At 74.7% G+C, this 13,526-nt stretch carries 11 protein-coding genes; 5 read left to right on the top strand and 6 right to left on the bottom strand.

The window, feature by feature from the left end; all coding sequences use genetic code 11:
* Window positions 1-85: 85 nt before the first annotated feature.
* The 3 genes from ACFU9E_RS15050 to ACFU9E_RS15040 all read right to left on the bottom strand — a co-directional run bounded on the left by ACFU9E_RS15050 (window position 86) and on the right by ACFU9E_RS15040 (window position 3,747).
* The gene (locus ACFU9E_RS15050; RefSeq protein WP_380683950.1) at window positions 86-1,072 is read right to left on the bottom strand and encodes a trypsin-like serine peptidase; all 987 of its coding nucleotides are present in this window, start codon (window positions 1,070-1,072) and stop codon (window positions 86-88) included.
* 132 nt (window positions 1,073-1,204) lie between these two features.
* Window positions 1,205-1,996, bottom strand: a complete 792-nt coding sequence (locus tag ACFU9E_RS15045; RefSeq protein WP_380683951.1) for a response regulator — start codon at window positions 1,994-1,996, stop codon at window positions 1,205-1,207.
* On the bottom strand, window positions 1,993-3,747 hold the full coding sequence (locus ACFU9E_RS15040; RefSeq protein WP_380683952.1) for an ATP-binding protein: 1,755 nt from the start codon (window positions 3,745-3,747) through the stop codon (window positions 1,993-1,995). The genes ACFU9E_RS15045 and ACFU9E_RS15040 overlap by 4 nt, the downstream gene beginning before the upstream one ends.
* A 289-nt stretch (window positions 3,748-4,036) precedes the next feature.
* On the opposite strand from ACFU9E_RS15040, the gene ACFU9E_RS15035 reads away from it, so the two are divergent.
* Window positions 4,037-5,470, top strand: coding sequence for a cation:dicarboxylate symporter family transporter (locus ACFU9E_RS15035; RefSeq protein ID WP_380683954.1), 1,434 nt, complete (start codon window positions 4,037-4,039; stop codon window positions 5,468-5,470).
* A 120-nt stretch (window positions 5,471-5,590) separates the two neighbouring features.
* Here the strand turns inward: ACFU9E_RS15035 and ACFU9E_RS15030 are convergent, their stop codons facing one another.
* From ACFU9E_RS15030 to ACFU9E_RS15020, 3 genes are all read right to left on the bottom strand, one after another.
* Entirely contained in the window at window positions 5,591-6,673 is a 1,083-nt protein-coding gene (locus tag ACFU9E_RS15030) for a hypothetical protein (protein ID WP_380690128.1), read from the bottom strand.
* Window positions 6,674-6,716: 43 nt separating this feature from the next.
* Window positions 6,717-7,229 (bottom strand): RNA polymerase sigma factor, encoded by a 513-nt coding sequence (locus tag ACFU9E_RS15025; RefSeq protein ID WP_380690126.1) that lies wholly within the window; start codon window positions 7,227-7,229, stop codon window positions 6,717-6,719.
* Window positions 7,230-7,633: 404 nt separating this feature from the next.
* Window positions 7,634-9,091: a cytochrome P450 gene (locus ACFU9E_RS15020; RefSeq protein ID WP_380686388.1), complete on the bottom strand. Its 1,458-nt coding sequence runs from the start codon at window positions 9,089-9,091 to the stop codon at window positions 7,634-7,636.
* A 414-nt stretch (window positions 9,092-9,505) separates the two neighbouring features.
* Between ACFU9E_RS15020 and modA the strand changes: the two genes are divergently transcribed.
* The 4 genes from modA to ACFU9E_RS15000 all read left to right on the top strand — a co-directional run bounded on the left by modA (window position 9,506) and on the right by ACFU9E_RS15000 (window position 13,485).
* Window positions 9,506-10,354 carry a molybdate ABC transporter substrate-binding protein gene (gene modA / locus ACFU9E_RS15015; protein ID WP_380686390.1) on the top strand — a complete coding sequence of 283 codons (849 nt, stop codon included), beginning with the start codon at window positions 9,506-9,508 and terminating at the stop codon, window positions 10,352-10,354.
* The gene (locus ACFU9E_RS15010; RefSeq protein ID WP_380686392.1) at window positions 10,351-11,217 is read left to right on the top strand and encodes an ABC transporter permease; all 867 of its coding nucleotides are present in this window, start codon (window positions 10,351-10,353) and stop codon (window positions 11,215-11,217) included. Before modA ends, ACFU9E_RS15010 begins: the two co-directional genes overlap by 4 nt.
* 94 nt (window positions 11,218-11,311) lie before the next feature.
* Window positions 11,312-12,433 carry an ABC transporter ATP-binding protein gene (locus ACFU9E_RS15005; RefSeq protein WP_380686394.1) on the top strand — a complete coding sequence of 374 codons (1,122 nt, stop codon included), beginning with the start codon at window positions 11,312-11,314 and terminating at the stop codon, window positions 12,431-12,433.
* A 608-nt stretch (window positions 12,434-13,041) separates the two neighbouring features.
* Entirely contained in the window at window positions 13,042-13,485 is a 444-nt protein-coding gene (locus tag ACFU9E_RS15000) for an SRPBCC domain-containing protein (RefSeq protein WP_380686396.1), read from the top strand.
* Window positions 13,486-13,526: the final 41 nt, after the last annotated feature.

Below are 13,526 nucleotides of genomic sequence, written 5' to 3'. Positions count from 1 at the left end.
GATCACCGGAATTCCCGACCCCCGGCCGGATGCCTCGGCCGGGGGTCAGATCGGGTCGAGTCGGTTCAGGTCGGGTCAAGTCGGGTCAGGTCACCGAGCCCTGTTCGAGGTACATGCTCCAGACGCCCTCGTCGAAGTAGGGGGTGTCGATCTCGACGCCGTCGTGCGACCGGGTGACACCGTTGATCTTGGTGATCCCCGTCTGCGGGTCCGTCCACAACCAGGGCCCGCCGCTGGCCCCGTGGCCCAGCAGCCGGCAGGGCAGCTCCAGCAGGCTGGGGTAGAGGATCAGCCGCTCCAGGGTGCCGGTGCACGTGACCTGGTACTCGCCCTTGTCGAGGTTGACCGGGTAGCCGACGGCGGTGACGGTCACCTCGTCACGCTGGTTCACGATCAGACCGTTCGCGCCGGTGGCGTCGACGATCCGCTTCCCGTCGGCGTTGGGGTTGACGGTGATCATCGCGACGTCCCACTCGGCGGCCTTCTCGTTGTCCAGCCAGTTGTTGAACACCCGGCCGTTCTTCCAGGTGAACCTCCCGTAGGGGGCGGCGTCGGAGCCTTTGTACCCCGGCACGTAGACCCAGTTGGCCTTGAACCACTGCGGCTTCTCACCGTTCATCCGGCTGCCGCCCACCGCGGCGCAGTGCGCCGACGTGAGCACCATCATGCGCGAGGGGCTGTTCACGGCACTGGCCGAGCAGACCCCGGGCAGTTGGGTGGCGGGGTTGACGTAGAAGACGCGCCCCACCGTCCGGTCCACCGACGCGCCGCTCACCGACCGGTCGGCCGCGAAGCGGGCGGCCGCCTCGACGGCGGCGCCCCGCTTCCCTTCCCCCGACCCGCTCGCGCCCTCGGCCCCCTTGTCCGCGGCCAGCGCGGCCGCCATCCGCTCCGGCGTCCAGTACGCCAGGGTCGCGGCGTCCTCCGCCGCGCTCGCCGAGGCGGTGGACATGCCGGGGGCCGGGTCGGTCCGGGGCACCGCGCCCGCCGTCCCGACCGGCCCCAACCCCACGGTCACCGCGATCACGGCCCCGCACAACGCCCGCAGCCACTTCATCCGCGTCGCCCCCACTTCCCGTGTCCGTCGGACGGCCCGGTGACCGCCCCATCGGCAGGGTGACACCACACCCGGGCGCGCCGCCTGAGTACGGGTACTCAGAACACCGCATCCGAACAGGCCCTGGAAGCACGGCAGTTCACCCGTTCAGCCGATCATCGGCCCGCCACCGTCGCCACCGTCGCCGCCCTCGCCATCACCGCCGTCACCGCCGTCACCACCCGTCCAGCGGTAGCACAACTCCGGGCGGCCGACGGTGCCGTACCGGGGTTCGCGGGCGGCGAGCCCGGTGTCCACCAGGTGTTCCAGGTAGCGGCGGGCGGTGATCCGCGAGACCCCGGCCGCCGTGCCCGCGGCGGCGGCGGACAGGCCGGTGCGGGCCGCGCGCAGCACACCGGCGACGGTGTCCAGCGTCGGCGCGCTCAACCCCTTGGGCAGGGCGGTGCGTTCGGGTGCGCGGAGCAGCGCGAGCGCCTGGTCGACCTCGTCCTGCCCGGTGGCCGGACCGGTCCGGCCGAGGGTGTCCCGGTAGCGGGCGTAGCGCTCCAGGCGGTCGTGCAGCGCGGCGGCGGCGAAGGGCTTCAGCAGGTACTGGACGACGCCCGCGGAGACGGCCTGGCGCACCATCGCGAGGTCGCGGGCGGAGGTGACGGCGATGACGTCGGTGGTGTGCCCGGCGGCGCGCAGCGTGCCGCAGAGCTGCAGGCCGTGCCCGTCGGGCAGGTAGAGGTCGAGCAGCAGCAGGTCGACGGGCCGGCCGGCGGCGCGCTCGCGCTCCAGGAAGCGCAGCGCCTGTGCGCAGCCGTGCACGGTGCCGGCGGTCCGGAAACCGGGTTCGCGCCCGACGTAGAGGGCGTGGGCCGCGGCGGCCACCGGGTCGTCCTCCACGACCAGGACGGAGATCTCGGGCCGCCCCGGCGACGACGGCGCGCCGCTCACGGGGCCACCGCCAGGTGCCCGTGCGCGTGCCCGCTTCCGCGTCCGCGTCCGTGTTCGTGTTCGTGTTCGTGCCCGCGCTCCCCCGCGCCCTCGCGCGTCGGCCGGTCCAGCGGCAGCCGGACGGTGAGGACGGCGCCGCGTTCCCGGCCGACCTCGACGGTGCCGCCGTTGCGCCGGGCGGTCTGTGCGACGAGCGCGAGCCCGATGCCGCGCCCGTGGCCCCCGCCGGGCCCGAGCCCGTGCCCGTGCCCGCACCCGGTCCCGTCCCGCTTGGTACTCCAGCCGCGCCGGAACACGTCCTCCACCGCGCCCGGGTCGATGCCGGTGCCGGTGTCGGCGACCCGCAGCAGCAGGTGCTCACCGTCGATTCGTGCGGTGACGGTGACCTCCGGCGGATCGGGGCTCTCGGCCGCGCCGGCGATGGCGGCGTCCACGGCGTTGTCGACCAGGTTGCCGAGGACGGTGATGAGGTCGCGCGCGCTGAGGTGGGGCGGCAGCACCCCGTCGTCGATGGAGCTGTCCGGGGTGAGCGTCAACTCCACGCCCCGCTCGGCGGCCTGGGCGGCCTTGCCGAGCAGCAGGGCGGCCAGCACGGGTTCGCCGACGGCGGCCACCACCCGGTCGGTGAGCCGCTGGGCGAGGGCGAGTTCGGCGGTGGCGAACTCCACCGCCTCGCGGTGGCGGCCGAGTTCGATCAGCGAGACGACCGCGTGCAGCCGGTTGGCGGCCTCGTGCGCCTGCGCGCCGAGCGCCTCGGTGAAGCCGCGCACCGAGTCCAGTTCGCCGCTCAGCGACTGGAGTTCGGTGTGGTCGCGGAGGGTGAGGACGCGGCCGAGCCCGGTGCCGATGGTGGAGGTGTTGAGCACCACCACCCGCTCGGCGGTCAGGTGCACCTCGTCGCGGACCGGGTCGGCCCCCGAGACGGCCGCCACCAGTGCCGTCGGCAGGCCCAGCTCCGCGACCGGCCGGCCCTCCACCGCCCCTGCCAGGCCCAGGAGTTCACGCGCGGCGTCGTTGCAGAGAATCACCCGGCGCTCGCGGTCGAGCAGCACCAGCCCCTCCCGGACGGCGTGCAGGGTGGCCTGGTGGTACTCGTAGAGGTGGCTGAGCTCGTCCGGGCCCATGCCGTGGGTGTGCCGCCGCAGACGGGAGTTGGCGAGGTAGGTAGCGATCCCGCCGAGCGCCAGCGCGCCCGCCGCGACGCCGACCAGGGCGAGCAGCGGCCCGCGCAGCTGGGCGGAGATGGACTGCACCGTGATGCCCGCGCTGACCAGGGCGACCACCCGGTGCCGCTCGTCCAGCACCGGGGTGACCACCCGCACCGAGGGGCCGAGCGTGCCGGTGTACGTCTCGCTGCGGGTCCGGCCGGCGAGCGCCCAGTCGATGTGGCCGAGGAAGGTGCGGCCGATCTGCTCGGGCAGCGGGTGGGTCCAGCGGACGCCCTCGGTGTCCATCACGGTGACGAAGGAGACCCCGGTGTCGGCCCGCACCCGCTCGGCGTACGGCTGGAGCACAGCCGTGGGGTCTGGCGCGGTGACGGCGGCGAGGACGGCCGGGGAGTCGGCGACGGCGCGGGCGACGGCGGTGACCTGGCGGCGGGCGGCGTCCTCGGTGCGGTCGGCGGTGAACAGGTACGCGAGCACCGCCCCGCCGGCCACCACGGCGGCGACGATGACCACTTGGACGACGAAGAGCTGTCCGGCCAGGCTGCGCACCAGCCGGCGCGGCGGGGTGAGGGTACGCGCGGACATGCCTGTCAGTGTGCACCACGGGCCCGGTCGACCGGTCCGGGCCCGGGGCGGGAGCGGCGGCCTCGTGAACTCTATGAACGCAAGCGTGACCCGCGTCACGCCTGCCCGCATAGTCGGAGCGGCCCTCCCCCCGGGGCCGCCAGGACCGCACGGTCGCACGCCCCCACGAGCTCGCCCTCACGAGCCCACCCCCAGGGCTCACCCCCCAGGGCTCACCCCCAGGAGAGCGCCTCCGCGAGCACACCGGCGCACGTGCGACCGCGCAACAGCAGTGGCGAAGGAGCCGCAGATGTCGATCACCGCAGGAGCCGCACGCGCGGGCACCGCGACGAAGGACCGCACCCACTACCTCTACCTCGCCGTGATCGCGGCGGTCGTCGCGGGCGTCGTGGTGGGCCTGGCCGCGCCGGGCTTCGCGGTGGAGCTGAAGCCGGTCGGCACGGGCTTCGTCAACCTCATCAAGATGATGATCAGCCCGGTCATCTTCTGCACCATCGTGCTCGGCATCGGCTCGGTGAGCAAGGCCGCCAAGGTCGGCCGGGTCGGCGGCCTGGCGCTCGGCTACTTCCTCGCCATGTCGACCGTCGCCCTCGGCATCGGGCTGCTGGTCGGCAACCTGCTGGAGCCCGGCGGCGGCCTCCACCTGACCGCCGCGCTCGCCAAGTCCGGCCACGCCCAGGCCGCCGCCGGCGGCGCGCAGTCCACCACCGACTTCCTGCTCGGGATGATCCCGACCTCCCTGCTCTCCGCCCTCACCGAGGGCAAGGTGCTGCAGACCCTGCTGGTCGCACTGCTGGTCGGCTTCGCCCTGCAGGCGATGGGCCCGGCCGGCGCGCCCGTGCTGCGCGGCGTCGAGCACGTGCAGCGGCTGGTCTTCCGGGTGATGGCGATGATCATGTGGGTGGCCCCGGTCGGCGCGTTCGGGGCGATGGCGGCGGTGGTCGGCGCCACCGGCACGGCCGCGCTGAAGAGCCTCGCCGTCATCATGATCGGCTTCTACCTCACCTGCGCGCTGTTCGTGGTCGTGGTGCTCGGCACGCTGCTGCGCCTGGTCGCGGGCGTCAACGTCTTCGCCCTGCTTCGCTACCTGGGCCGCGAGTTCCTGCTCATCCTCTCCACCTCCTCCTCGGAGAGCGCGCTGCCCCGGCTGATCGCCAAGATGGAGCACCTGGGAGTCAGCCGCCCGGTGGTCGGCATCACCGTCCCGACCGGCTACAGCTTCAACCTGGACGGGACCGCGATCTACCTCACGATGGCCTCGATCTTCATCTCGGAGGCCATGGACAAGCCGATGTCGGTGGGCGAGCAGCTGTCGCTGCTGGTCTTCATGGTGATCGCCAGCAAGGGCGCGGCCGGCGTCACCGGCGCCGGACTCGCCACCCTGGCGGGCGGGCTGCAGTCGCACAAGCCGGCGCTGGTGGACGGGGTCGGCCTGATCGTCGGCATCGACCGGTTCATGTCCGAGGCCCGGGCGCTGACCAACTTCGCGGGCAACGCCGTCGCCACCGTGCTGATCGGCCAGTGGACCGGCGAGTTCGACCGCGAGCGGGCCCGGCGGGTGCTGGCGGGCGCGGTGCCGTTCGACGAGCGGACGCTGCTGGACGCCGACGCCCACGGCGCCACGGCTCCGGTCCCCGCCACGGCTCCGGTCCCCACCACGACTCCGGCCGCCGCGCCCGTCGCCGTCGCCGCCGCTGCCACCGCCCCGGCGCCCGCCGCCTGAGCCGTCCCACCCCCCAGACTCCCCGGTCCGGCGCCCCGTCCAACCCCCCGGAAACGGCGCCGGACCGGGGGCTTCGCCCTTTCGGCGCGGCCCGCCGCGCCGACGGCTCCGCCCCGCCGCTCAGACCTCCTCGGACCCGCTGACCGCCCAGCTCAGGCCGGTCGCCGGGTCCTCCAGCGCCAGGTGCAGATGCCGCAACCGGTCCGCCGGGTCCTCCCAGGTGAAGCAGCGCATCCTGGCGACCAGCGCGCCCACCTCCCCCCGGTCCACCCGCTCCGGTCCCAGGGGTCCCAGGGGTCTCAGGAGTCCCAGCGGCCTCGGCGATCCCGGTGACCTCACCGGCCCTACCGGCCCTACCGGCCCTACCGGCCCCGGCGGCCGCGCGGCACCGGCCATCGCCGCCAGCGCCCGCCACAGCGCGAACCGCCCGTGCGCCGCGCCGTGCGCCCGGTCCGCGACGCCCGCCTGCACCAGCGCCGGCCAGGCGAGCACGAACGGCAGGTACCCGCCGGTGACCAGCCGCCCGGGCGCGAGCTGCGCGGCGGCGAGCGGTGCCGGCCCCCGCACGCAGACCGCCCGCGCCCACCCGGCCAGTTCGGCGAGCGCCCGGGTGGCCGGCTGCCCGGGCAGCCGGGCGCCGGGTTCGGGCAGTTTCACCGGGGCCAGACCCTCCCGGCTGGCCGGCAGGGTGAGCAGCGCGCTGCGCGAACCGCCGTCGCGCAGGTACTCGCGCACCGGCGCGCCCTCGCACCGGCCCGCCGCCTCCCACGGCTCCAGCCGCAGCGGGACGCCCTCCCGGTCCGGCTCGGCGTCCCGGGAGAGGTCCTCGCCCAGCAGCACCCGGGTCTGCGCGACCAGCCGCCGCACCGGGGGCGGGCCGAGCAGCGGGGCGAGGCGTCGCCAGTGGTGCCTGGTCGCCAGCACCTCCCAGAGCGGTCCGGCGTCGTGGTCGGCGACACCGGCGGCGGTACCGGGACCGCCGTCCGGGTCGAACAGCCGGGCCGCCACCTCGGGCGGCGCCGCGTACGCGATCAGGTGGCCGAGCGGGGCGGTCGCGGCGGCGGCCCGGCCCCGCGCGGCGCCGGTCCGTGCGGGGTCGAGCGCGACGGCGGCGGCGCGGGCCTGCCGGTAGGCGCCCAGCAGTTCGATCCAACGGCCCTCGTCCGCCAGGGAGCGGAGCCGGAGTTCCTCGTACGTGATCACGGTTCAGCGTACGGGCGCAACCGGCGCCTCACCTGACTGTCCGTCAGTTCGGCGCGCCGGAACCGGCCCCGTCGGCGGTTTCGCGCTCGCGCTCCCGTTCGAGAACGGTCCGCAGCCGGTCCAGCGCCCGCCGCCGAGTGAGGGCCAGGGTGGAGCGGTGCACACCGAGCAGGGCGGCGGCCTCCTCCAGGCCGTACCCGTCGAGGTCGACCAGCAGGACGGCGCGCGCCTGCTTGACCGTCAGACAGCCCAGCAGCCGGACGACCTCCCAGTGCGCCTGCAGCTCGGCCTGCCCGCCGGCCTCCGCGCCGAGCGCCTCGACGTCCTCCAGCACCTCGAACGGCACCAGCCGACGGCGGTCACGGCGCCACTCGTCGCGCACGACGTTGACCATCACGGTGAACGCGTAGGCGTAGGGCCGCGGATGGCCGAGGAAACGGGCCGGCCGCCGGGCGATGCGCACATACGCCTCGTGGACGACGTCCCCCGCGCCGAACGGATTTCCGACCAGCCGGACGGCCGCCCGGTGCAGCCGGGGCAGCAATTCCGTGAACACCCGGTCGAATTCCGCCGATTCGGCCCCGGAACAGCCACCCGCTTCGCCTTCGCCCCGACAACCCGGCGCACTCCCCATGCCGCCCCCTCGGAAATCGGCACCCCGAATCCCGGTCGGCCGGCACCGGCCGGAACTCCCCTGACGCGTCGCGCATCACGGTTCGCCGTCCTTTTGCCCGCTGCGGGTCCCGGTGATGCGTCGACGCCGCCGAAAGAGACGGAAAAGCGAGAACCGCGGAAGGGCGGTACGGCACGCCGTACCGCCCTTCCCGCTCCCCCACCCGCCGATTCACTCATTCACGCATGCACTCATGCGTTCCTTCGCACATTCGCGCATTCGCGCATTCGAGCGTCCGCGCATTCGAGGGACGGAGGGTCCGAGCATTCGGGCATTCCCGCGCCCACTCACACGCGCGGCGTCAGCCGGACCCGCATCGGGCTCTTCACCTGGAGCGTGATGCCCTGGCCGAGCCGTACCCCGCGGTCGATCGCCTCCAGGTCGAACGCCCGCAGCAGCGAGCCCAGCGCCAGCACCGACTCCAGCATCGAGAAGTGCTGGCCGATGCACGCCCGCGGCCCGCCCCCGAACGGGTACCAGGCGTACCGGTGCCGCTCCTTCTCCCGCTCGGGCAGGAAGCGATCGGGGTCGAAGCGGTCGGGCTGCTCCCAGTGGCCGGGGTGCCGGTGGGTCACCCAGGGCGCCAGGATCACCTGGGCGCCGGCCGGGATCACGTACCCGTCGACCACCGCCTCCTCCACCGAGCGGCGCCCCATCTGCGAGGCGGCCGGGTAGAGCCGCATGGACTCCTTCAGCACCCGGGTCAGGTAGGGCAGCGACTCCAGGTCGGCGGCCTCGGGCTCGCGCCCGGCCAGCACCGCGTCCGCCTCCTCCCGCGCCAGGCGGCGCTGCTCGGGGTGCTTGGCCAGCAGGAACAGCGCGAAGGCGAGCGAGGTCGCGGTGGTCTCGTGCCCGGCGAGCAGGAAGATCAGCACCTGGTCGCGCAGCTCGTCCGGGTCGAGCCGCTCGCCGTCCTCGCCGCGGGCCCGGGTCAGCAGCTCCAGCAGGTCGTCCTGGCCCGCCACACCACCCCCGGCGCCGTCGCCGTCGCCGTCGCCGCCGGACGTGCCGGACCGTTCCGCCCGCCGGGCCCGCTCGGCGATGATCCGGTCGCACACCGCGTACAGGTCCTGGCGCGCCTCGGCGCCGCGCCGGTTGGACGGCGTCGGCCAGGAGAGCGGCACCCGGACCGGCGCGAATCCGCGTTCGAGGACGAATTCGCCTATCACCGGGAAGCTGCGGTGCACCACTTCCACCGCCGCCTCCACGTCCGACCCGAACAGGATCCTGGACACGGTGCGCAGCGCGAAGCGGGACATCTCCTCGGCCACGTCGACCACGCCGTCGGGCACCGCCCGCCACCGGTCGGCGAGCGCCCGGCACTCCAGGCCGACGGCCCGCGCGTAGCCGTCCACCCGGCGGCGGGTGAACAGCGGCTGGATCAGCCGGCGCTGGCGCTGGTAGTCGCCGTCCTGGCTGGTCAGCAGACCGTTGCCGAGGCTGGTCCGCAGTTCGTCGTAGAAGCTGTTGTCCTTGCGGAAGTTGGCGGCCTGGCTGCCGAGCACCTGGTGCGCGCCCTCCGGGGAGAACACGGCGTAGAACTCGGCGCGCAGCCCCGGCGGGCCGGCCGTGAAGCGCACGACGTCGCCGTAGTCGCGGCGGGCGTCGAGGTAGGTCCGCAGCGGACGGCGGGTCAGATCGAACAGCGAACCCACCAGGGGAAGCCCCAGCGGTCCCGGTATCCGCTTCGCGGCGGCGGCAGCGGTGGCGCCGGCAGTGGCGGCGTCGGCGGCGGTCTGCGTCATGTCCCCTCCTCGGTCGTGCCCCTCGTACCGCTCCAACGTAACTGAGTGGTAATCAGAGCAGAAGGAGCGCACGAGGCGACCCGGCGGGCGCCATACGGCGCTCGCCCAGCCGTTCGCGCCCCCTGCCCGTGGCCCGTGCCACCCTCGCGGGTGACAGAGGCGCCGCGGACGGACTCGGGTCCTCCCCGGCTCGGACGGCAGGCCGCGTCGGCGCCCGCGTCCGCGTCCCCGCCCGCGTCCGCACGGCCCCTCGCGCCACCCTCGGGGCCGGAGCGCCACCCGGAGAGTCCCTTGCCTGTGCGATGGGACAGACGATAATCGGCCCGCATATGCGGCACTATGATCGGCATATCGGCCGCAGCTGCGTCCATCACCCCGCGCCCTTCCGGCGCGACCAGGAGGGGAAGCGAAGGAATGACCATCCGCAGACTCACCGCCGCCGGCGCCGCGGCCCTCGTGCTCGCCCTCGGCGCCACCGCCTGCGGCAGCGACGGCGGCTCGGGCACCAAGGACGGCGGGACGTCGGGGTCGGCAGCGGCACCGGCGTCGGCATCGGCCCCGGCCCCGTCGGCCGACGTCCCCAAGGCGTCCGGTTCGATCACCGTGTTCGCGGCCGCCTCGCTCAAGGAGACCTTCACCGACCTCGGCAAGAAGTTCGAGGCCGCCAACCCCGGCGCCAAGGTCACCTTCAACTTCGGCGGCAGCTCCTCCCTCGCCACCAGCATCAACTCCGGCGCGCCGGCCGATGTCTTCGCCGCCGCCAGCCCGGCCACCATGAAGACCGTCACCGACGCGGGCGGCGCCGCCGGCGAGCCGAAGACCTTCGTGCGCAACACGCTCACCATCGCCGTCCCCAAGGGCAACCCCAAGCACCTCGCCGGGCTCGCCGACCTCGCCGCCCCCGGGGTGAAGGTCGCGCTCTGCGCCAAGGAGGTGCCCTGCGGCGCCGCCGCGCTGACCGCGCTCAAGGCCGCCGGCGTCAACCTCACCCCGGTCACCCTCGAACAGGACGTCAAGGGCGCGCTGACCAAGGTCGAACTGGGCGAGGTCGACGCCTCCCTCGTGTACCGCACCGATGTGCGGGCCGATGCCGGGAAGATCGACGGCGTGGACTTCCCCGAGGCCGCCCAGGCCGTGAACGACTACCCGATCGCCGCCCTGGCGAAGGCCCCGAACAAGGACGGCGCCGCCGCCTTCGTCGCCTACGTCCGGTCGCCCGAGGCCCAGCAGGTGCTGACTGCGGCGGGCTTCCAGGCCCCGTGATCCGCCGCACCGGCCGGTCGGCTCCGGGGGAGCGCCGGGGTCCCGGCCGCGTCGGCCCCGTCCGCCTCCTCGGCCGACGGAGGGCGCACCGGGTGCCGGTCACCCTCCTGCTCCCGGCACTGCTCGGCCTGGCGTTCCTCGTCCTCCCGCTGGTCGGGCTGCTGGTGCGGGCGCCGTGGAGCACGCTGTCCGAGCAGCTCACCAGCCCGCAGGTGTGGGAGGCGCTGCGGCTGTCGCTCGTCTGCGCGACGGCCGCCACGGGCGTGTCGCTGGTGCTGGGCGTACCGCTGGCCTGGCTGCTGGCCCGGACCGAGCTGCCGGGCCGGCGGCTGGTCCGGGCCCTGGTGACGCTGCCACTGGTGCTGCCGCCGGTGGTCGGCGGCGTGGCGCTGCTGCTCGTGCTCGGCCGGCGCGGCATCGTCGGCTCCTGGCTGGACTCCGCCTTCGGCCTGACCCTGCCCTTCACGACCACGGGCGTGGTGATCGCCGAGGCGTTCGTCGCGATGCCGTTCCTGGTGATCAGCGTCGAGAGCGCGCTGCGCGCCGCCGACCCGCGCTACGAGGAGGCCGCCGCGACGCTGGGCGCCTCCCGGCTGACCGTCTTCCGCCGGGTGACGCTGCCGCTGATCGCCCCTGGGATCGGGGCCGGGGCGGTGCTGGCCTGGGCGCGGGCGCTCGGTGAGTTCGGCGCGACGATCACCTTCGCGGGCAACTTCCCCGGCCGTACCCAGACCATGCCGCTGGCCGTCTACCTCGCGATGGAGTCGGATCCGGAGGCGGCGATCGCGCTCTCGCTGGTGCTGCTGGTGGTGTCGATCGCGGTCCTGGCCGGGCTGCGCGAGCGCTGGATGTCCACGCCGTGACGCCCGTGCCCGCCGTCATGCCCGCCGTCGGGCCGGCCGCGTCCTCTGTCCTGCCGCCGGCCCGACCGGGCCCCGATCCCGGAAGATCCCGCCGATGACCCCCACCGATCCCCCCGCTGCCGGTGCCGCCGCGCCCGGTGCCGGCGCTTCCGATGTCGCCGCGTCCGGCCTGGACGCCCGGCTGCGGGTCGAGCGTGCCGCCTTCGCACTGGACCTCGCGCTCACCGCCGCCCCCGGCGAGGTGGTTGCGCTGCTCGGTCCCAACGGCGCCGGCAAGTCCACCGCCCTGCGCGCGCTCGCCGGACTGCTCCCGCTCGGCGGCGGCCATCTGCGCCTGGACGGCCGCGTCCTGGAGGACCCGGCTCGACGGCTGCACACCCCGGCCGAGGAGCGCCCGGTCGGCGTGGTGTTCCAGGACTACCTGCTCTTCCCGCACCTGAGCGCGCTGGACAACGTGGCGTTCGGCCCGCGCTGCCAGGGGCGCTCCAAGCGCGAGGCGCGCGCCGAGGCGGCCGGCTGGCTGGAGCGGATGGGCCTGGCCGAGCACGCCGACGCCCGGCCGGGTCGGCTCTCCGGCGGCCAGGCGCAGCGGGTGGCGCTGGCCCGGGCGCTGGCCGTCCGGCCCCGGCTGCTGCTGCTGGACGAGCCGCTGGCCGCGCTGGACGCCCGCACCAGGCTCGACGTCCGGGCCCAGCTGCGCCGCCACCTGGCCGCGTTCGAGGCTGTCGCGGTGCTGGTGACGCACGACCCGCTGGACGCGATGGTGCTGGCCGACCGGCTGGTGGTGATCGAGGAGGGGCGCGAGGTGCAGTCCGGCGCTCCGGCCGAGATCGCGCGCCGGCCGCGCACCGACTACATCGCCCGGCTGGTCGGGCTGAACCTCTACCGGGGCACGGCGGACGGGCACCGGGTGACGCTGCCGCAGGGCGCCGTGCTGACGACGGACGAGGACCTGTCCGGCCCGGCGTTCGTCGCGTTCCCCCCGTCCGCCGTCACCCTGCACCGGTCACGGCCGGAGGGCAGCGCGCGCAACGTCTGGGAGCTGACGGTGCACGGCCTGGACCTGCACGGCGACCAGGTGCGGGCCGACCTGGCCGGCGCCGTCCCGATGGCCGCCGACCTGACACCGGCGGCCGCCGCGGAGCTCGGGCTCGCCCCCGGTTCGACGGTCTGGGCCGCCGTCAAGGCCGCCCAGACGCACGCCTACCCGGCCTGACCACCTGCTTCCGAGGGCCTGCGGACAGGTCGAGGTGGGTGGAGGACGACGCGGGCCATGACGGCCGAGGGGGCTGTGACGGCCGATGGGGCCCCCGGACCGGCCGGACACTCGATCAACGGTCGACCGGCGGTGTGGGGGCGGTAGTCGGGCAAGCAGGAGATGCGATCCGGCTGCTCGACGCCTGGGACGTCATGGGCGCCGCGCGCGCGATCCGCCCGGGGACGAGCGAGTACGGCCACCCGGGGCGATACGGGGCCCGTACCCCGCATGATCAACTGGGCGGCGGCCGAAGCGTGGGACGCCCGCGTGGAGCGAGAGGAGGCACTCGCATGGCTGCGGTACGACGAACCGACCGTAGCGAATCAGGCGTGAGACCCTTCGTCGTGCCTGGAAGTCGACCAGCAGCGCCACCCGGGACAGTCGTGCGGAGGTGCTGCCGATAGGTAGCACCATGTGAGGCTTCATCGGCCGCCACTACCTGGGTGCGGCACGCCGTGGAGGCCCCCGGACGCGCCGGGCCCGCCCTTCGTGATGTGCAACCCAAAGGTTGCACATCACGGCCGGAACGTGCGACCCTCGGGCAACGGGTCGAGGAGGTTCACGGCATGGTCGCCGACGGCATCGAGCGCGAGATCACCATCGCGGCACCGCGCGAGCGGGTGTGGGAGGTGCTCACCCGGGCGGAGTTCCTGGGCGCCTGGTTCGGCGCAGGCGCCCCCGCACGGCTCGACCGGCTGCCCGGCGGACCTGGCGACCCCGGGGCGGCCGGTGACCCCGGGGAGCCGTCGGCGCTGATCGAGCGGATGGAACCGCCCGCCGTCCTCGTCCTTCGCCGGTCCCGGCCCCAGCACGCCGCCGGAGGCGAGTACCCGGCCGGCCCCGCCCTGGTGACCTTCACGCTGACCACCGAGCCGGGCAACCACACCCGTCTGCGCCTGGTGGAGAGCGGACCGGCACTGCGCACCCGCGTCATCCGGACCGGCACGGGCTGGACCCGACGGCTCACCGAGTTCGCCTGCCACACCGAGCGCCTCGCGCACCGCCGGTGACAGCTGACAACTGACAGCTGACAGATTTCAGCTGACAGATA

It is taken from the genome of Kitasatospora sp. NPDC057595 (genome assembly GCF_042800875.1).
Classification (GTDB): Bacteria; Actinomycetota; Actinomycetes; order Streptomycetales; family Streptomycetaceae; genus Kitasatospora.
This window is presented reverse-complemented; position numbering and strand designations above follow the sequence as displayed.